Below are 18551 nucleotides of genomic sequence, written 5' to 3'. Positions count from 1 at the left end.
CCTACCAGGACTTGGAGGTCGGTGGGACCCTACGGGCCCCGGAGGCCGTTCTCGACGCCGAGGCCGCTCCGCTGGTGGCCGCCCAAGGGGAGGTCGGGGCGGACGCCGCCGGCGGGCGTCGCTGAGCCCGTCATGAGGCCGGCAGCAGGACGGGCTTGACCGTGGCGCCGCTCGCGGAGTCGCGTTCGGCGTCGTTGATGCCGCCCAGCGGGTACGTGCGGATCAGCCGGTCGAAGGGGAAGCGGCCCTGCCGCCACAGCCCGATCAGCATCGGGATGAACTGCTGGGGCACGGCGTCGCCCTCTAGGATGAAGCGGACGGTGCGCCCGGCGAGCGCGGCCGGCCGCAGCGTGACCTCGCCGCCGCCCGCGCCGACCAGGCCGCACGAGCCGCCGGGGCGCAGCACGGCGATGGCGGTGCGGATCACCTCCGGCACGCCGGTGGTGTCGAAGGAGTGGTCCACCTCGCCGATGGCGTCGGCCAGGGCGGGGTCGGCGCCGTCGAGCGCCCGGGTGGCGCCGAGCTCCAGGGCCAGCTCGCGCCTGGAGGCGTGCAGGTCCACCGCGACGATCTCGCCGGCGCCCGCGACCTTGGCGGCCATGACCGCCGCGAGGCCGACCGCTCCGGCGCCGAACACCGCGATGGCGTCGGCCGGGCGGACCTTGAGGGCGATGAACACCGAGCCCGCCCCGGTCTGCAGGCCGCAGCCCAGCGGTCCGAGCAGCTCCAGCGGCAGCGACCTGTCGACGGTGACCAGGTTGCGCTCGGTGGCGACGGCATGGGTGGCGAAGGAGGACTGGCCGAACCAGCGGGCCGCGACCGGCTCGCCACCGTTCCCGGTGGCCCCGGCCGACCCGTCCGCGCGCACGCCGCTGAGGTTGCGCGCCATGAACTCGTCGCAGTACGAGGCGGCGCCGGTCACGCACCGCCCGCACCAACCGCAGGAGTCGTAGCTCATCACGACGTGGTCGCCGGGCGCCACGCGGGTCACGCCGGGGCCGACCGCCTCGACGACCCCCGAGCCCTCGTGCCCGAAGACCATCGGCATCGGCAGCTCCGCCAGCCCCCGGAACAGCACGTCGGTGTGGCACATGCCCGCGCCCGCCACGCGGACCAGCGCCTCGCCGGGGCCGGGCGCGGCGAGCGAGACGTCCTCGACGGTGAACGGCTTGCCCGGGTCGCGCAGGACGGCGGCTTGAGCTCGCATCACACTCCCCGGCAGGCGACCGCTTTTTTGGACGGAGCCATCCAATTCAAGGGCCGTTCCCCGGGTGTGTCAAGCATGCGGCGCGGTCATCGACCCGCCAACCTAGACCGCTGTACGGTACCGCGACCCGCTCGTGCGGGCGGTCGAGGACGCGGCCCGCGCCGGCTTCGCGCCCGAGCTGGGCAGGGGCCTGTTCGTCCTGTCACGGGCGGTCGGCGTCCTTGCGCACGCGTGGGAGGAGCATGGGCCGGGCCGCCGCATCAAAGGCCCCATACCGCCACCCTTGCTGCCCGCCTACCGCGGCCCGGAGCCCCGCGACCTTCCCGCCGACCGGGGCTCGGAGCACCGCGACCTGCCGGCCGACCGCGGCCCGGAGCCCAGTGACCTGCCCGCAGATCGGGCCCCGGAGCGCCGCGGCCTGCCTGGCGACCGGGGCCGCGCTCTACGGGGATGACGCGTCCGAAAGGAGCGCCCGGGTCCGGAAGTCGCGGGGCGAGATCCCGTACGCGGTACGGAAGGCGCGGCTGAAGGCGGCCGAGTGGCTGAACCCCCAGCGCGAGGCGATGACGTGGATCGGGGACGCCATCAGGACGGGGTCGGCCAGGTCGCGCCGGGCGCGCCGCAGCCGGTGGCTCCGGATCCAGGCGGCCACCGTCTCCCCTCGCTCCTGGAACAGCCGGTGCAGGTAGCTGAGCGAGATGTGGTGGGCGGCGGCGATCATGCGGGGCGTGAGGTCGGGATCGTGCAGGTGCCGTTCGATGAACGCCTGGATGCGCAGCGTCAGCCCCTGCCGCGGGGCCTCGGGGGCGGCGCCCGTTCCGGATTCGATGGTCGTGGAGAGGAAGGCCGCGATCAGGTCGAGGAGGATCATGCCCAGCCGCGGCCCGTCCGACGGCCTCAGGGTGCCCTTCTCCTCGGCCAGGTCCCGGATGAACCCGTTCAGCAGGCCGCCCACCGCGCCGGTGGCGGGCAGCTCCTGGCCCATGACCGCGTCCATCTGCCGGTCGGGGAACGGCAGCAGCGGCCTGGGAACGGTGACCGCGGCCATCACGAACGGCTCCCGCCCGCCGTTCTCGGGAACGGTGATCTCCCGGAAGCGGGCGATGTCGTGCGCGTACAGGTCGCCGACCCCGACTTCGCTGTGCCGGTCGGCCCACACGGCCCGCATGGTGCCGTGCAGCGGGGCCACGAGCTGGACCACGCCGGAGTCCGGCGGCGGGGCCTGCCGGGCGCTCCGCGTGATCTTCAAGGGGCGTAAGCGCTTCACGTCCAGGCGCACCACCCCCAGATCGATGCCACGCTCGTCCGCGACGCGACCGTCGCGGTGGTCCGTTGCCGGCTCGAACGGCATGCCACCCCACATCTGCTCACGCGCTCGGCGCCGGCGACCACCCCCATGCGGCCGCCGGCCCCCCGAGCGCTCTTCCTCCGGCCCCAACCCTGGCAGCGGTGGCTGAAGCGGCACTGAAACGGCGCTGAAACGCCCGCCGGGCGGCGCATGATCGCCGCCGGTCCCGTACGGGTAACATGCCGACATGCCGCCGACCCGCGAACACGCCGAGCTGAAGCTGCAGCCGTTGCCGCACGCGGGCCGGTCGCTGGCCGAGCAGGTGATCTCCGAGGTGCGCCGGGCGGTGCACACGGGCGCGATGGTCCCGGGCCGGCTCTACTCCGTCTACCAGGTGGCCGAGCAGCTCAACGTCTCCAGGAGCCCGGTCCGCGAGGCGATGCTGCGGCTGGCCGAGGCGGGGCTGGTGCAGGTGGAGCGCAACCGCGGGTTCCGCGTCGTGCTGCCGCACCCCCGGGAGATCGTCGAGATCTTCGGGGTGCGGCTGGCTCTGGAGCTGCCCGCCGTGCGGCGGGCCGCCAGGGGCGACGCCGCCGGGCTCGGCGCGGCGCTGAGGGCGACCATGGAGGAGATGGCGGCGGCGGTCGAGGCGGCCGACGAGGCGCTGTTCTTCCAGCTCGACCAGGCGCTGCACGACCACGTCCTGGTCGCGGCGGGCAACGGCAGGGCCCGCGCGATCGTGGGCGGGCTGCGCGACACCATGCGCATCCTGGGCACGTCCACGGACGACCGTTCCCGGACGCTGCGGCAGGTGCACGAGGAGCACGAGCCGATCGTGGCGGCCGTCGCGGCGGCGGACGCCGAGGGCGCGGTGCGCGCGATGCGGGCCCATCTGACCAACACCGGCCTCATCCTGGCCCGGCAGGCGGCCAGGGCCCAGGGCGAGCCGGTCGACGTGGACGCGTTGTGGGCGTCCATCGTCGACGAGCCGCAGCCGGGTTGAGGGGCCATCGTCGACGAGCCGGAGCCAAGCTGGCGAGCCCTCGTCGACAGTCGCGGCCGGGCTAACGGGCCGGGGGCAGGGTGATCTCCCGGGTCAGGCCGAGGTCGGCGCGGACGCGGGCCAGCGACGCCGCCCGGATCGACGCGTACAGCTCGTAGGGGTCGTGCAGCGGGCGTCCGAGCACCGCGGCCAGCGCCTCGGGGCCGAAGTCGGCGCCCGCCGCCGTCACGTCCTTGGCGCCGTCGGAGGTCAGGTTGGACTGGAAGATGCCGGCGGCCGAGCGCGGCAGGAAGTCCTCGTACACGATGGGCCGGGCGCCGACCCACCCGTCGGCCAGGAGGGTCGCGAGGTCGGCGGGCGCGGCGCCGCCGGGGCGGGCGTCGAGGACGTGGAAGGTGAAGTACGCGAGGTCGCCCGCGATCAGCTCGGCCTCGCCGCGCGGCACCCGGTCAGCCCACAACTTGGCCCCGGCGGCGTTGCGCTCCTCCGCGGTGACCTGCTGCCCGGCGAGCAGCGCGTCCAGCTCGGCCGACAGCTCGTCGTAGAGCGCGCGTCCGGCGGGCGTCACGGCGATGCCGCGCGCCTCCACCTCCCCGAACCGCACCCGCAGGTCGTCCTGGACGACCCGGCCGTCGTCCTCCCTGAACAGCCGCGGCTCGGCCAGCGCCCGGAAGGACGTCTGGCGCAGCAGGAGGTCGGGGCCGTCCCAGCGGGGCGGCCCCTGGATGGCGTCGATCATGGTGATGCCGCGCTCGCTCATGCGGGCGTAGAGGGCGTCGATGTCGAGCACGCGCGGGGTCAGGTGGTTGACGTGCGTGGAGGCCACGCCGCCGATGTCGGCGGCCACGGAGGACACGCGTTCGAGCTCGGCGTACCAGCTGCGGGAGACCGGCTCGGCGGACAGCTCGAACGCCCGCGTGGCGAGCGTCAGGAACTCCTCGGCCGCCTCGCCGTCCAGGCCGCCCTCGGCCTCGGCGCGGTCGGCCAGGTCGAGCAGGCGCGGCGGGAACAGCCGGCGCGCCCCCAGGAACTCGCCGAGCCGGCGCTCCAGGTCCGCGCCGAAGAACCGCCGGTCGCCCGTCACCAGCATGGAGGTGAACACGCGGAAGGGGTTGGCGGCCAGCTCGGCCTCGTCCACCGGGCGGAAGGCGGTGGAGACGACGGGCACGGAGCTGCCGGCCGCCTCGCGCAGGTCGTAGTAGCCGACGGGGTACATGCCCATCGCGCCGAAGATCCGCGCGACCTGCGCCAGCTCGGCCGGGGTGCCGACGCGGATCGCGCCGTGCCGCTCGGCGGTGACGCGGCCGATGGAGCCGAGGCGTTCGGCGTCGGCGCCCATCCGGGCCAGCACCTCGCGGTTCACCTCCTGCGCGACGTCGACGAGGGTGTTGTACGCGGGGACCTCGGTGCCGTACATCGCTGACAGGCGCCGGGCGAAAGCCGCCCGGAGTGCGGTCGCGTCGACCATCGTGCCTTCTCTCCTCGCCGCCGGAAGCGCGTAGCATGCTACAGGAGTCGCATGTAGCATGCTACTCATGGACCGCGCTGCCGCTCTCGCGACCGACCTTCGCCGTCGCGGGATCACCGACGTGCTGGACGACCCCACGTCCCGGGCGCTCCACTCCTCCGACGCCTCCCTCTACCGGGTGCCGCCGCTGCTGGTGGCCCGGCCCCGGTCCGCCGAGGACGTGGCCGCGGCGGTCGAGCTGTGCGCGCGCCACGAGATCCCCCTCACCGCGCGCGGCGGCGGCACGTCGGTCGCCGGAAACGCGGTCGGCCCCGGCCTGGTGCTGGACTTCAGCCGCCACATGAACCAGGTGCTGCGGGTCGACGCCGAGACCCGCACGGCGGTGGTGCAGCCGGGCGTGGTCCAGGCGGCCCTGCAGCGGGCGGCGGCCCCGTACGGGCTCAGGTTCGGCCCCGACCCGTCCACCCACACCCGGTGCACGATCGGCGGCATGATCGGCAACAACGCCTGCGGCTCCAGGACGCTCGGCTACGGCCGCACGTCCGACAACGTCGCCGGGCTCAAGGCCGTGACCGGCGACGGGACCGCACTGGACCTGCCCGGCCAGCTCCTGCCCGCTCAGGGCGCCCCTGCCGCGCCGGACCTGCCCGCGCAGGGCATCCCGGCCGCGCTGCGGGACCTCGCGATGGCCAACCTGGCCACGATCAGGACCGAGTTCGGCCGGTTCGGGCGGCAGATGTCCGGATACGCGCTGGAGCACCTGCTGCCGGAGCGCGGGTTCGACGTGGCCCGCCTGCTGGTCGGCAGCGAGGGCACGCTGGCGGTGCTCACGGAGGCGACGGTGCGGCTGGTGACCGATCCGGCGTACCGCGCCCTGGTCGTGCTCGGCTACGCCGACATCGCCGCCGCCGGGGACGCCGCGCCGGGAGTGCTGGAGCACCGGCCGACGGCCTGCGAGGGCATCGACGCGCGCATCGTCGACGTGGTGCGCCTGCGGCGGGGCCCCGGCGCCGTGCCGCCGCTGCCGCGCGGCGCGGCCTGGCTGTTCGTCGAGATCGCGGGCGACGACGAGGCGGAGGTGCTGGAGCGGGCCGCCCGGCTGGCGGCCGGCGGCGAGGACGCCCTGGTCGTCACCGATCCGGCCGAGTCCGTGGCGCTCTGGCGCATCCGTGAGGACGGCGCGGGCCTGTCGGGACGCAGCCCCGCCGGGCGGCCGGCCCACGCGGGCTGGGAGGACGCCTCCGTGCCGCCCGAGATGCTGGGCCGCTACCTGCGCGACTTCGAGGCGCTGCTGGCCGGGCACGGCCTGACCGGCCTGCCGTACGGGCACTTCGGCGACGGCTGCCTGCACATCCGGCTCGACGTGCCGCTGGACCGGCCGGGCGGGCGCGTGACGTTCAGGGACTTCCTGGTGGCCGCGGCCACGCTGGTCGCCGGCTACGGCGGCTCGCTGTCCGGCGAGCACGGAGACGGCCGCGCCCGCAGCGAGCTGCTGCCGCTCATGTACTCGCAGGCGGCGATCGACCTGTTCGCCGGGGTCAAGGCGATCTTCGACCCGGGCGACGTGCTCAACCCCGGTGTGCTCGTACGGCCTCGCCCCCTGGACGCCGACCTGCGCGTCCCGGCCGCCCGCCCGGTGCGCGAGGGCCTGGCCCTGGCCTACCGCCACGACGGCGGCGACTTCGGCCAGGCCGTGCACCGCTGCACGGGCGTGGGCAAGTGCCGGGCCGACAACACCGCGGCCGGCGGGGTGATGTGCCCCTCCTACCTGGCCACCCGGGAGGAGAAGGACTCCACCCGGGGCCGCGCCCGGGTGCTCCAGGAGATGATCAACGGCTCGGACGTCACCGGCGGCTGGCGCTCTCCCGAGGTCCACGAGGCCCTCGACCTCTGCCTGTCCTGCAAGGGCTGCGCCTCGGACTGCCCGACGGGGATCGACATGGCCGCGTACAAGTCGGAGGTGCTCCACCAGACCTACAAGGGGCGCGTCCGCCCGCTCACGCACTACTCCCTGGGGCGGCTGCCGCGCTGGGCGCGGCTGGCGAGCAGGATGCCGCGGGCGGTGAACGCGCTCATGCGGGTGCCGGGGCTGCCGGCGCTGGCCGGGGTGGACCGGCGGCGCGGGCTCCCGGAGTTCGCGCGGGAGACGTTCCGGGCCTGGTTCGAGCGGCGGCGGCCGATGTCCAGCCCAACCGGGGGCAGGCCGGTGATGCTGTTCGTCGACACCTTCACCGACCATTTCGCGCCGGAGATCGGCCGGGCGACGGTGAAGGTGCTGGAGGCCGCCGGCTACCGCCCGCAGATCAGCGGGCGCCGCCAGTGCTGCGCGCTCACGTGGATCTCCACCGGCCAGCTGGACGCGGCCCGGGCCATCCTGGGCCGCACGGTCGCCGAGCTGGCCGAGGCTGCCGGGCAGGGCGTGCCGATCGTGGGGATGGAGCCCTCCTGCGCGGCCGTGCTGCGCTCGGACGCGCTGGAGCTGCTGGACGAGGCGGTGGCCGGGCCGGTGGCGGGCATGACCCGCACGCTGGCCGAGCTGCTGTCCGGCACGCCCGGCTGGCGGCCGCCCCCGCTCGACGGGGTGACGGTGGTGGCCCAGCCGCACTGCCACCACCACGCCGTCATGGGCTGGGAGCAGGACCTGCGGCTGCTGCGGGAGGCGGGCGCGCGGGTGAGCCGGCTGGGCGGGTGCTGCGGGCTGGCGGGCAACTTCGGCGTCGAGAAGGGGCATTACGACGTGTCCGTGGCGGTGGCCGAGCACCAGCTGCTGCCGGCGATCCGGGACGCCGGGCCGGGGACGGCCGTGCTCGCCGACGGGTTCTCCTGCCGCACCCAGATCGCCGATCTGTCGGCCCGGCGGGGCACTCATCTGGCCCAGCTCCTCGCCGACCGGCTGCCGTAACCGATGATCCGCTCGCTGGGAAGGAAGCCGATCAGTGACTCCTCCGTTCCCTGAAGGGAGCGGCTTCTCGCTAAGCCGCTTGCGCAGCCTCACGAAGGGCAAGCCCTGCCCTCAAGATGTTGATCGCCGCGTTCACGTCGGCGTGCGCCTCGTGCCCGCACCCCGTACGTCGGAAGACGGCCTGGGTGACGCGGTTGTCCTTCGCGCAGTGCCCGCAGCGCGAGCACGTACGGGAGGTGTTGGCCGGGTTCACCGCGATCAGCTGTCGACCGGCGCTTTCAGCCTTGTGCGACAGGATCGTCAAGAACGCCGACCAACCCGCGTCGAGAATGCTCTTGTTCAGCCCCGATTTAGCCGCTTGCCTGTTAGGCAGGTAGCCGCCTTCACCGTCCGGTTGCGGCGCGGCACGCCGGGTCATGCCCGCCACATTCAGCGCTTCATGCACGATCACGTCGTAGCCGCGAACCAGCGCGAGCGCGGCCTTGTGCGCCGCATCAAGGCGTTGCCGCCGCACCGTGGCATGCAGGGCCGCCACCCGCGCGACGGCCTTACCGCGCCGCTGGGATCCTCGCTTCTTACCGGCCAGCTTCCGCTGGGCCGCTGCCAGCCGGCTCGCGCAGGCGGCGAGGTGGCGCTGGTTGTCGAGGTGGTCGCCGTCGCTGGTCGTGGCCAGCCAGGCGACACCCATGTCAACACCCGCGACCGCGCCCGTGGCGGGAAGGGTGGGTGCGGGCACCTCATCGCACGACAGCACGACGAACCGGCGGGCGCCTTCCCGCTTGATACTGATCGTCTTGACGGTGCCGAGCACTCGGCGGTGCTGGTGGGCCCGGACATGCCCGATGCCCTGCAACCGCACGTAGGTCGCTGTCGGGTGCTCGGGTTGGGAGTGCCACCGGCAGCCGTCGCCGTCCTTGGGCCACTGGACCGTGTCGAACCGGCCCCGCCCCTTGAAACGCGGAAAGCCTGGCGTGCGGCCTGCTTTGACGCGGTCGAAGAACGCCCGGTAGGCCTTGTCAAGACGGCGGAGCGTGGCCTGCTGGGAGGAGAACGACCATCGGCCCTGACCGTCGGGGTCGTCGGCGCGGATGTGCTTCAGATCGGCCGACTGCTCGCCGTAGCGCACCGTCACCCCGGCTTTGCGGTAGGCCGTACGGCGGTGTTCGAGAGCGGCGTTGTACAGCTGACGGTGGTCTTCCAGGCACTGCGCGAGCGCGGCGGCCTGCTTGCCGGTGGGGCGCAGCAGGAACTTGAATGATCTGCGCACACCCCACCCCCCACGCTCGGTAACGAGACCACCACGATATCGCCTGGCACCGACAAACCCGGAAGGAAAGCTGTGGCACCCGGACCTGACAGATCAGGGCACACTCGGCCCTTGACGGCCCTCCCGCTCCCGATTCCCCCGTCGCCTGAAGACGACGGTTCCCTCCGGAGACTCTGATGGGACGTGACCTGCCCCCGCGGGCCTCGGTGGTCATCATCGGAGGCGGCGCCATGGGCGTCAGCTCGGCGTACGCGCTGGCCGCGGCCGGCGTGAGCGACGTGGTCCTCATCGACAAGGGGCCGCTGGGCTCCGGCTCGACCTCGAAGGCGGCCGGCGGCGTGCGGGCGCAGTTCTCCGACCGGGTCAACATCGAGCTCGCCGTACGCAGCCTGGAGACGTTCGAGACCTTCGCCGAGCGCTTCGGGCAGGAGATCGACCTGCACAAGCCCGGCTACCTGTTCCTGCTCGACTCCCCCGGGTCGGTCGCCGAGTTCGAGAAGAACGTGGCGATCCAGAACGACCTCGGCGTCCCCAGCCGGATGGTCACGGTCCGGGAGGCCAAGGAGCTGTCGCCGCTGATCGGCACCGACGGGCTGCTGGCCGCCGCCTACTCCCCCACCGACGGCCACTGCACGCCCGAGTCCGTGGTGCTCGGCTACGCGGGTGCGGCCCGGCGGCTGGGCGCGCGGCTGCTGCCGAACTGCGCCGCGACCGGCATCGAGGTCGTGGACGGCCGCATCGTCGCCGTCCGGACCGAGGGCGGCCGCATCGAGACGGACACGGTGATCTGCGCGGCGGGCGCCTGGTCGCGGCCGGTCGGCGAGTGGGTGGGGATCGACCTGCCGGTGACCCCGTTGCGCCGGCAGGTTCTGGTCACCGAGCCGGTCGCGGACCTGCCGCCTATGGCGTTCACCATCGACTTCGGCACCACGTTCTACTTCCACCGCGAGGGCCCCGGGCTGCTGCTCGGCATGTCCGACCCCGACGAGACGCCGGGGTTCAAGCTCGACCGCTCCGACGCCTGGCTGCCCAGGCTCGGCGAGGCCATGGCCCGCCGCGCCCCGGCGCTGATGGAGACCGGCATCGCCACCGGCTGGGCCGGCCTGTACGAGGTGACGCCGGACCACAACGCCCTCATCGGCACCGCCCGCGACGTCGACCGGTTCATCTACGCCACCGGCTTCTCCGGCCACGGCTTCCTGATGAGCCCGGCCGTCGGCGAGGTGGTCCGTGACCTCTACCTGGACCGGACGCCGTTCGTGGACGTCACCGGCTTCGACGCGGGCCGCTTCGCCCTGTCGGGGGCCAGGCCCGAGATCAACATCGTCTGACACGGAGATCCTGGGGATGACCGCGCTGCCCGGCGCCGACGAGCCGGCCCCGACGGCCCGGGAGACCGCCAAGCGCTGCGGTGTGGACATGGGCGCGCTCGGCGGCGGCGTCACGGCGACCTCGCCGATCAACGGTGGGCCGCTGTCCGCGGTGGACTTGGTTGACCCTGGCGCGGTCGACACCGCCGCGGAGCGGGCCGGGCAGGCGTTCCTGGCCTGGCGGACCGTGCCCGCGCCAGCCGGGGCACGCTGGTCGAGCGGCTCACCGACGCGTACGCGCGGCTGCCGATCGGCAACCCGATGGCGCCGGGCACCCGCGTCGGGCCGCTGATCAACGGCCGCGCGCACGCCGCCATGCCCGCCTCGCGCACGCCGCCCTGCGCGCCGCCCTGGAGGCCAGCGTGGAGCAGGGCGGCACGCTCGTGGCCGGCGGCGGGCGCGAGTCCGGCTCGGACGCCTGGAGCGGCTACATGGGCCGGACGACGAACACGATCAACTACTCGGGGAGGCTGCCGCCGGCCCAGGTAGTCGAATTCACCGTCTGACCCGAAGGCATATACGAAACTGCTGTTGCGTAAATGAGCGGCCGCGGTGTACCTTGATTTTCGCTACCCCAGTAGCGAAATGGAGGGATCCCCAATGAGTCCACGGGGGCGACCGCGTGACACCGAGGTCGACGAGCGCGTCCTGCAGGCGGCCACCGAGCTGCTGCTGCGGCACGGGTACGGCGGCCTGTCCACCGACGAGGTGGCCGAGCGGGCCGGCATCGCCAAGACCACGCTGTACCGCCGCTGGCCCACCAAGGACCACCTCGCCCTGGCCGTCGTGGCCAGGCTGCAGGACCACGACGAGATCACCGACACCGGCGACATCCGGCGCGACCTCACCGACTACATGGAGAAGGTCGCCGCCGGGCTCAACCGGATGCGGGTCGCGGGCCTGCCGCCCGGCCAGGAGAGCCGCTCGGCGGGGACGGTGGCCGAACTGGTCGCCGCCGCCGCCCGCCACGACGACGTCGGCGCGCTGGAGCGGGACGTCTACGCCCGCCGCAACGCGCTGGCCTGCCGCCTCATCGAGCGCGCCCGCGACGAGGGCCGGCTCCGCCCCGACGTCGACCCCATGACGCTGCTGGAGCAGCTCGCCGGAGCCCTGTACTACCGCGTCCTGATCACCGGCCACCCGGTCGATCGCGCCTATGCCGAACGCCTGGTCGCCGCCGCCCTCGACGGCGCCCTCTGACTTCCCCGGAAAGGACTTCTCACCATGTCGCTCATCACGCCCGAGACCGCAGTCGTACGCGCGGCCGACGCCGAGATCGTCGGCGGCGGCGACGCCCCGGCCACCGGCCGGCTCCTGCTCGACTCCAGCTCCACCGCAGGCGCCCTGAGCAGCCTGCGCATGACCCTCACCCCGGGCGCCGACGGCGCGGTGCCCCACCTGCACACCGCCTCCAGCGAGCTGTTCTACGTCCTCGGCGGCGCCGCCCAGGTGCTGGCGGGCGAGGAGGTGCTCACCCTGGAGGAGGGCGACATGGCCGTGGTGCCGCCGAACGTCGCCCACGCCTTCGCCGCCGCCCCCGGCTCCGAGGCGGACCTGCTGATCGTCATCACGCCGGGCGTGGAGCGCTTCGAGTATTTCCGCCTGCTGGCCCGCCTGCGCGCCGGCGAGGCCACCCTCGAGGAGCTGCTGAACTCCCAGGAGCTGTACGACAACCACTTCCTCGACAGCCCGCGGTGGAAGGAGGCCCGCTCGCTGGAGCAGGGCTGACGATCAGGACTCAACGGGCGGTTTCCGGTCCCACCCCTGGCTGCCCTTGCGGCCCAGCGACCACATCTGCATCCCGCGTTCGATCTCCAGCGCCGACGGCCAGGGCACCGCGGGCGGGCCGAGTTCGAGGGTGGCGCTCTGCTTGATCCGCCGGGCCAGCCCGGGGTCGGCGGCGGCCATGGCCACGAGCCGGGTGGCGGTCTCCAGCATGGCGTGCGGCTCCACCACGTCCCAGGCCAGGCCGCGGCGCACGGCCTCGGCGCCGGACAGCGCCGCGCCCAGCGCTCCGAGCGCGATGGCGTGCTGATATCCGGCCGCGCGGCCGAGCAGGGCCAGGTGACCACCACCCGGATGGATGCCGCGCGCCACGAACCCGCTGTCGAGCACCGCGTCATGGCTGACCAGCATCAGGTCGGTGGCCAGGGCGAGGTTGAGCCCGGCGCCGACCGCGCCGCCGGTCACCAGGGACACGCTGGGCACCGGGAGCCGCCCGACCTGCACGAACGCCGCGTACACGGCGGAGGTCCGCGCGACCGACTCGGGCGCGGCGGGATCGGCGGAGGAGGCGGCCAGGTCGCGGGTGTCGGCGCCGCTGCAGAAGTAGCCGCCGGCGCCGTCCACGAGGACGGCGCCGATGGTGTCGTCGCCGTGGACGCGGGCGCAGAAGTCCTCGACGAGGGCGGCCATCTCCAGCGTGATGGCGTTCTTGCGCCGGGGGTTGTTCAGGGTGAGCCTGGCGATCCCGTCGCCGACGGTGGTGATGGCGGGCGGTTCGGCGGTCATGGTGCCGCTCCTGTCGTCAAAGGGGACTCGACAGGGCCCGAGCATTCACCGGGGGATCTTAGAGACGCAATGCCCCCGGCTCCGGAAATGCGCCGCCAAACCGGCCTTTCCCTGGAAAACAAGTAGATCTTTTTGCCTATATGTGCCATTCATCACCTTCTGACCCCTAAACTTCGGGAATGCGTTATGTCCCTTTTGTCATGGTTGTCGCCGCGACGCTGGCGTACACCGCGACTCCCGCAGCGGCCATCACCAACGGCTCCGCCGACGGTGACACCCACCCGGAAGTAGGGGCTCTCATCTCCGATGAGCCGAATCCCGACGGCACGTGGGCGTACTGCACCGGAACGCTCATCTCGCCGACCGTCCTGCTCACCGCCGCCCACTGCGGTGAGCCGAAGCAGAAGACGGCCACCGTCTCCTTCGCCGACCACTACAAGCGCGGGGCCCAGGTCTACACCGGCCGTTACATCCCGGACCCGCGCTTCTCAAAGAAGTCGGACCTGCACGACATGGCCGTCGTCGTCTTCAACAAGCCCGTCCCGAACATCACGCCCGCCCAGCTGCCGGCCGCGGGCCTGCTCGACCTCCTCAAGGCCGAGAACAAGCTGGAGTCCGCACGCTTCACCCCCGTCGGGTACGGCTCGCTCCAGCCCACCAAGAAGAAGCCGCGCGGCCAGCGCTTCTACTACACCGACACGCGCCACCAGGCGACCATCTCGTACAAGAGCATGACCCCGAGATGGCTCAACCTCTCGCTGTCCACCAAGGGCGACGGGAGCACCTGCTTCGGCGACTCGGGCGGCCCGAACTTCCTGGGCGGGCTCACCTCGCACCTCCTCATCGCCACGACGATCTCCGGTGCGGACGACGCCTGCCGGAAGACCAACTACGACTACCGCCTGGACTCCGCCTCGGCGCGGCAGTTCCTCGGCAAGTACGTCACCCTTCCCGGAGATGCCTGGTCAGCGGCGATCGCGGCGCTTCCGGCCCGTCCGAGCGCGGGCTGAAGATGGGGCGGGGCATCGGGACCCGCGCGTCCGCCGGCGGCGGCGCCTGATCCACCAGCGCCTGGATCGCCGTCCTGCGCCTCTCGATGCCCGCTCCGTCGATGCTGATCCGCCGCCTGCTCCGGCTCTTGTCTTCCATCACGCACGGGAGCGTACTGAGGCGGACACCAAGAGCGGGTCACGAGCGCGCCCGGTTACTCCCCGTCAGTTGCCTGTGACCCGGCGCCGGGAGTAGCAGATCGTGGCGGTGGCCAGGGCGGCGCCCCAGATCGGCCAGAAGCACTCCGGGAGCCAGGCGCCCCATTCGTCCAGGGTGAACCGGCCGGCGATCGTCTGCCTGATGTAGGTCAGCCCGGCCACGGTGACGACGATCGAGACGAGCCCGGCGGGGATGACCGCCAGCAGGGGCGGCACCCGCCTGCCGCGCAGGCCGGGGATCCAGCGCGGGAAGACCTCACCCCACCGCTGGGTCAGCCCGAGCGTGAGCACGCCGCCGAACGCGCCGAAGGTCGCCAGGTACGCGCCGGCCAGCCACAGGCCGTCCTCGCCCTGCGCGAGGAACTCCGGGCTCACGCCGAGCGGGATGCCCAGGGCCCAGGCCCACCGGGTCAGGCAGTAGACCAGCGGCACCGCGACCGCCACGGACACGGCCCGGCGCCCCCGCTCGGGGGTGAACCAGCGCCCCGCGTCCCGGCCGCGGCCGTACGCCAGCGCCGCGGCGGCCAGCAGCAGCCCGCCGAGCACGCAGACGAGCTGGTTGAGCACCGGCCACGGCCAGGCGTCGGCGATGGTGACGCCGCCCAGGCTCCAGCCGAACAGCGGCGCGACCAGCAGGAGGGGCGTGTAGGCCAGGCCCATCATGAGCCGGGAGTCGGGGACGACCAGGATCAGGAGCACGGCGATCGGCCAGGCCAGGTAGAGCGGGGCGCGGCCGCCGTTCCCGCGGGCCAGCGCCAGCGCCGTCACCAGGGCGAGCAGCGCGAAGGCGGCGATCCACCAGCCGAAGCCCGGCGTCGTGCCGGCCAGGACGGACAGCGCCCCGTCCGGGTCGGGGTCCGAGGCGCCCCAGGGGAAGCCGGGCGTCCCCAGCGCCCACGCCGCCCCGAGCAGGCCGTAGCCCAGCGCCCACAGCGCCGCCGCGTAGCCGCGCCGGCCGGAAGTGAGGGTTTCCATGCGATCAAGCCTCCCGGCAGCCCGGTCGCCGGGGCCAGGTGCCGTTCGGCACCTCTTGACCCCGGCGACCGTGCCGTTCGGCACCTAGGAACGGTCTCCCGCGAAGACCGGTGGCGTCCGGTCCTTCCAGGGCATCGCCTGTTCCAGGTGGGCGGCGATCCGGAACAGCAGGTCCTCGCGGCCGTAAGGCGCGACGATCTGCACGCCGACGGGCAGCCCGTCGGCGTGGCCGAGCGGCAGGCTGATCGCGGGCTGCCCGGTGACGTTGAACAGCACCGTGAACGGCCCGTAGCCGTCGAGCGACTCCAGCCAGCTCGTCAGCGTGTGTTCGGGATCGTCGTAGCGCAGCGTGCCGTGCGGCGCGGGCAGGCGGGCCAGCGTGGGGCTCACGAGCAGGTCGTGCTCGGTGAAGAACGCGCCCGCGGAGCGGGTGACCCGGTTCTGGGCGTCGAGGGCGGCCAGCAGGTCGAGCCCGGTGTACTCCCGCGCCACCCGCAGGGCCTGCCGGGAGACGGCCTCCATCCGGGCCTGGTCGGGCTGCCTGGGGGCCATGAGCAGCGTGGAGGCGATCGCCACGCTCTCGGCCACCAGGCTGCGCATGATCGCCTCGCCGTCCACGGCCGGGCCGGCCTCGGTGACGTCGTGCCCGGCCCGCTCCAGCGCGTGGCCCACCCGCAGCGCCGCCTCGGCCACCCGGCCGTCCACCTCGGCCCCCGACCACGCCTTGGTGGTCACCGCCACCCTCAGCCGGCCGGGGTCGGCCCCGACCTCGTCGGCGTAGCGGCGCCGTGGGGGCGGCGCGGTGTACCTGTCGCCGATGCCGGGTCCCTGGACGGCGTCCAGGAGGTGCGCGGCGTCGCGGACCGTCCGCGTGAGCGCGAACTCGTACGACATGCCGAGCATCGCCTCGCCCGCGTCGGGCCCGCAGCTGATCCGGCCGCGGCTCGGCTTGAGCCCGACCAGCCCGCAGCAGGAGGCCGGGACGCGGATGGACCCGGCTCCGTCGCTGGCGTGCGCGACGGGCACGGCGCCGGCGGCGACCAGGGCGGCCGCGCCGCCGCTCGACCCGCCCGCGCCCCTGTCCAGGTCCCAGGGGTTGCGGGTGGGCCCGTACCTGAGCGATTCGGTGGCGAAGCTGAGGCACAGCTCCGGGACGGTGGTCAGGCCCAGCGTGACCAGGCCGGCGGCCCGGAAGCGGGCCATCAGCTCGGTGTCGCGCCCGGGGACGATGCCCGGCAGGGCCCGGCTGCCGAGGGTGAACGGCACCCCTTCGGCCACCGGCCCGTGATCCTTGATCAGGAACGGCACCCCGGCGAACGGCCCGTCCTCCGCGTGCGCGAGGGCCTGGCTGAACACCGGCAGGGCCAGGCCGTTGACCTGCGCGTCGGCCCATTCCAGGGCCCGCCTGGCGGTGGCCTCGACCTCGCCGGCGGTGACCTCGCCCGACCTGATCAGATCCGCGATCCCGACGGCGTCGTACCTTGCGTATTCGTAGAGCTCCATGAAGAGCCTCTTTCTGAGCGTCCTCGATCACATGTGGCGGTGGGCGGCGCCCGGGGCGCCGCCGACGACGAACAGCCTGAACAGAGGCGATGGCCGCGACTCGGGGGCCATCCCCTGCTGTGATCGAGGTGCTTCTACGCTCGGTACATCACGACCCATGGTGGCGGGTGCCGCCCAGGGCCGTCGAGCGGTTTTCCCCGCGAGCGGGGCCCTCCCGGCGCACGGCTCGCGCGCCGGGAGAGCGGGCCGGCGTCAGTCGCCGGCGTGCCCGGAGCGCCGCCACGGGCCGGTGATGGCGAAGACGTGGCCGGGCGACTGGATGTTGGCGAACAGGATGCGGCCGTCGGCACTGAACGTCGGGCCGGTGAACTCGCTGTCGTTGAGGTCGTTGCGCGCCAGCGGGTACGACTTGCCGTGCGCGCTGACGCCCACCAGGTGCTGGATGCCCTCGCCGTCCTCGGCGAGGATCACCCCGCCGTACGGCGAGACCGTGATGTTGTCGGGCCCGTCGAAGTTGGTGTCCTGGCTCGGGTCGGGGTTGACGCCGAAGATGACCTTGAGCGTGACGGTCTCGGTGCGCGGGTCGTAGAACCACACCTGGCCGTCGTGCTCGTTGACGCTGCCGTCGGTGTGCCGGGCGAAGCTGGCCACGAAGTACGCGCCGCCGTCGCCCCACCAGGCGCCCTCCAGCTTGCGACTGCGGGTGACCTGGTCGTTGGCGAACTGCAGGCGTACCGACTGGGTCTTGGCGTCGCGGTCGGGCACCTCCACCCAGCGGGCCTTGAAGCGCGTGCCCGGCTCGGTCGCCTCCGACAGGTCGGCGACGTGCGTGTCGTCCCGGTAGCAGCTCAGCGCCTCCAGCTTGCCGGCGGTGTCGCCGCCCTCGGACAGCGCCAGCGCCCGCAGCGCGCCCTTGCGACCGTGGAATTTCCTCGGCGGGGTCCACCGGTAGTAGAGGCCGTTCGGCCCGCCGGCGTCCTCGGTCAGGTAGATCGCCGACGTCCTCGGGTCGACGGCGACGGCCTCGTGCGAGTAGCGGCCGAGGAACTTCAGCGGCACCGGGTCCTGGTTGGCCTCGCGGTCGAACGGGTCGACCTCGAAGACGTAACCGTGGTCCTTCTGGTAGGCCCCGCCGGCGCGCTGCTCGGTCTCCTCGCAGGTCAGCCAGGTGTTCCAGGGGGTCTTGCCGCCGGCGCAGTTGTTGTGGGTGCCGGCCAGGCTCACGTATTCGCGGATCCGCTCGCCGCGCGCGTCGACGTCGATGTTGGTGGTGCCGCCCCCGGCGCCGGGGTCGTAGGTGAGGCCGGGCAGCGCCGGCACCCGATACGGCTCGCTGCCTCCGATCTCGTGGTTGTTGACCAGCGTGGCACCCCGGCCGTGCGAGAAGGCCGCCGTGCCGTCGGCGTCGCTCGGGGTCGGCTCGCCGCTCTCCAGCAGCGTCACCCCCGCCTCCGCGACGATGCGGTACGAGAACCCGGCGGGCAGGGCGAGGATGCCGGCCGGGTCGGGGACCAGCGGGCCGTAGCCGAGCGGGGGCCGGGTGGCGGCGAACGCGGCCGGGCCCGCGATGGTCTCGATGCTGCCGGCTAACGCGATGCCGAGACTCCCCGCGGCGGCGCGGCCGAGGAAGGAACGACGAGGAATCGGAGGGGGAACGGGTGAGGACACGGGACATCTCCTCTAGCGTCTGGACGCTTGTACACCAGCCGACCCAACGATGCCACGGAGACGGCCGCCGCGCCGCCCGCAGTCCGCATGATGAACGCCGGATGAATAACCGGTCCCGTCCGTCGCCCTGGCGGGCGACCATGGGATCGAAATTCTCACGACGCGGATAACAGTTGAAGAA

The 18551-nt window shown here is 73.4% G+C and carries 17 protein-coding genes; 9 read left to right on the top strand and 8 right to left on the bottom strand.

The genetic code is table 11. The features are described from left to right. Positions 1 to 130 precede the first annotated feature (130 nt). Entirely contained in the window at positions 131 to 1207 is a 1077-nt protein-coding gene (locus tag HD596_RS35740; protein WP_185073915.1) for an NAD(P)-dependent alcohol dehydrogenase, read from the bottom strand. Between the two features lie 133 nt (positions 1208 to 1340). Between HD596_RS35740 and HD596_RS60595 the strand changes: the two genes are divergently transcribed. Then, positions 1341 to 1661, top strand: a complete 321-nt coding sequence (locus tag HD596_RS60595) for a citrate synthase family protein (RefSeq protein ID WP_221519664.1) — start codon at positions 1341 to 1343, stop codon at positions 1659 to 1661. On the opposite strand, the gene HD596_RS35730 is transcribed toward HD596_RS60595, so the two are convergent. Then, positions 1650 to 2558 (bottom strand): helix-turn-helix domain-containing protein, encoded by a 909-nt coding sequence (locus tag HD596_RS35730; RefSeq protein ID WP_185073914.1) that lies wholly within the window; start codon positions 2556 to 2558, stop codon positions 1650 to 1652. The genes HD596_RS60595 and HD596_RS35730 overlap by 12 nt on opposite strands. Before the next feature lie 184 nt (positions 2559 to 2742). On the opposite strand from HD596_RS35730, the gene HD596_RS35725 reads away from it, so the two are divergent. Next, on the top strand, positions 2743 to 3498 hold the full coding sequence (locus HD596_RS35725) for a GntR family transcriptional regulator (protein WP_185073912.1): 756 nt from the start codon (positions 2743 to 2745) through the stop codon (positions 3496 to 3498). Positions 3499 to 3559: 61 nt separating this feature from the next. Here the strand turns inward: HD596_RS35725 and hglS are convergent, their stop codons facing one another. Beyond that, a complete protein-coding gene (hglS, locus tag HD596_RS35720; RefSeq protein ID WP_185073910.1) occupies positions 3560 to 4966 on the bottom strand; it encodes a 2-oxoadipate dioxygenase/decarboxylase in 1407 nt (468 codons plus the stop codon). Between the two features lie 67 nt (positions 4967 to 5033). Between hglS and HD596_RS35715 the strand changes: the two genes are divergently transcribed. Then, positions 5034 to 7868 carry an FAD-binding and (Fe-S)-binding domain-containing protein gene (locus tag HD596_RS35715; RefSeq protein WP_246555075.1) on the top strand — a complete coding sequence of 945 codons (2835 nt, stop codon included), beginning with the start codon at positions 5034 to 5036 and terminating at the stop codon, positions 7866 to 7868. Between the two features lie 70 nt (positions 7869 to 7938). On the opposite strand, the gene HD596_RS35710 is transcribed toward HD596_RS35715, so the two are convergent. Next, a complete protein-coding gene (locus tag HD596_RS35710; RefSeq protein WP_185073906.1) occupies positions 7939 to 9135 on the bottom strand; it encodes an RNA-guided endonuclease InsQ/TnpB family protein in 1197 nt (398 codons plus the stop codon). Positions 9136 to 9311: 176 nt separating this feature from the next. Here HD596_RS35710 and HD596_RS35705 point away from each other — a divergent pair, with 176 nt between their 5' ends. The 5 genes from HD596_RS35705 (at position 9312) to HD596_RS35685 (ending at position 12233) form a co-directional block, all read left to right on the top strand. Beyond that, complete coding sequence (locus HD596_RS35705) at positions 9312 to 10466, top strand: NAD(P)/FAD-dependent oxidoreductase (protein WP_185073904.1); 1155 nt, start codon at positions 9312 to 9314, stop codon at positions 10464 to 10466. A gap of 16 nt (positions 10467 to 10482) precedes the next feature. Continuing rightward, positions 10483 to 10797 carry a hypothetical protein gene (locus HD596_RS35700; protein WP_185073902.1) on the top strand — a complete coding sequence of 105 codons (315 nt, stop codon included), beginning with the start codon at positions 10483 to 10485 and terminating at the stop codon, positions 10795 to 10797. A gap of 70 nt (positions 10798 to 10867) precedes the next feature. Next, complete coding sequence (locus HD596_RS35695; RefSeq protein WP_185079469.1) at positions 10868 to 11011, top strand: hypothetical protein; 144 nt, start codon at positions 10868 to 10870, stop codon at positions 11009 to 11011. 94 nt (positions 11012 to 11105) lie between these two features. After that, positions 11106 to 11705, top strand: a complete 600-nt coding sequence (locus HD596_RS35690; RefSeq protein ID WP_185073900.1) for a TetR/AcrR family transcriptional regulator — start codon at positions 11106 to 11108, stop codon at positions 11703 to 11705. Between the two features lie 24 nt (positions 11706 to 11729). Beyond that, positions 11730 to 12233 (top strand): cupin domain-containing protein, encoded by a 504-nt coding sequence (locus tag HD596_RS35685; protein WP_185073898.1) that lies wholly within the window; start codon positions 11730 to 11732, stop codon positions 12231 to 12233. Positions 12234 to 12236: 3 nt separating this feature from the next. Here HD596_RS35685 and HD596_RS35680 read toward each other — a convergent pair whose 3' ends face one another. Continuing rightward, positions 12237 to 13016 (bottom strand): enoyl-CoA hydratase-related protein, encoded by a 780-nt coding sequence (locus HD596_RS35680; protein ID WP_185073896.1) that lies wholly within the window; start codon positions 13014 to 13016, stop codon positions 12237 to 12239. Between the two features lie 179 nt (positions 13017 to 13195). On the opposite strand from HD596_RS35680, the gene HD596_RS35675 reads away from it, so the two are divergent. Next, the gene (locus tag HD596_RS35675) at positions 13196 to 14026 is read left to right on the top strand and encodes a trypsin-like serine protease (RefSeq protein WP_185073894.1); all 831 of its coding nucleotides are present in this window, start codon (positions 13196 to 13198) and stop codon (positions 14024 to 14026) included. 204 nt (positions 14027 to 14230) lie between these two features. Here the strand turns inward: HD596_RS35675 and HD596_RS35670 are convergent, their stop codons facing one another. The 3 genes from HD596_RS35670 to HD596_RS35660 all read right to left on the bottom strand — a co-directional run bounded on the left by HD596_RS35670 (position 14231) and on the right by HD596_RS35660 (position 18370). Then, positions 14231 to 15199, bottom strand: a complete 969-nt coding sequence (locus HD596_RS35670; RefSeq protein WP_185073892.1) for a hypothetical protein — start codon at positions 15197 to 15199, stop codon at positions 14231 to 14233. An 84-nt stretch (positions 15200 to 15283) separates the two neighbouring features. Continuing rightward, on the bottom strand, positions 15284 to 16702 hold the full coding sequence (locus tag HD596_RS35665) for an amidase (RefSeq protein ID WP_185073890.1): 1419 nt from the start codon (positions 16700 to 16702) through the stop codon (positions 15284 to 15286). Positions 16703 to 16954: 252 nt separating this feature from the next. Continuing rightward, on the bottom strand, positions 16955 to 18370 hold the full coding sequence (locus HD596_RS35660) for an alkaline phosphatase PhoX (RefSeq protein ID WP_313045635.1): 1416 nt from the start codon (positions 18368 to 18370) through the stop codon (positions 16955 to 16957). Positions 18371 to 18551: the final 181 nt, after the last annotated feature.

Origin of the sequence: Nonomuraea jabiensis (assembly GCF_014204795.1) — a bacterium.
GTDB classification, from domain to species: domain Bacteria; phylum Actinomycetota; class Actinomycetes; order Streptosporangiales; family Streptosporangiaceae; genus Nonomuraea; species Nonomuraea jabiensis.
The sequence above is the reverse complement of the archived record's forward strand: the minus strand, read 5'-3'. Positions and strand labels throughout refer to the sequence as shown.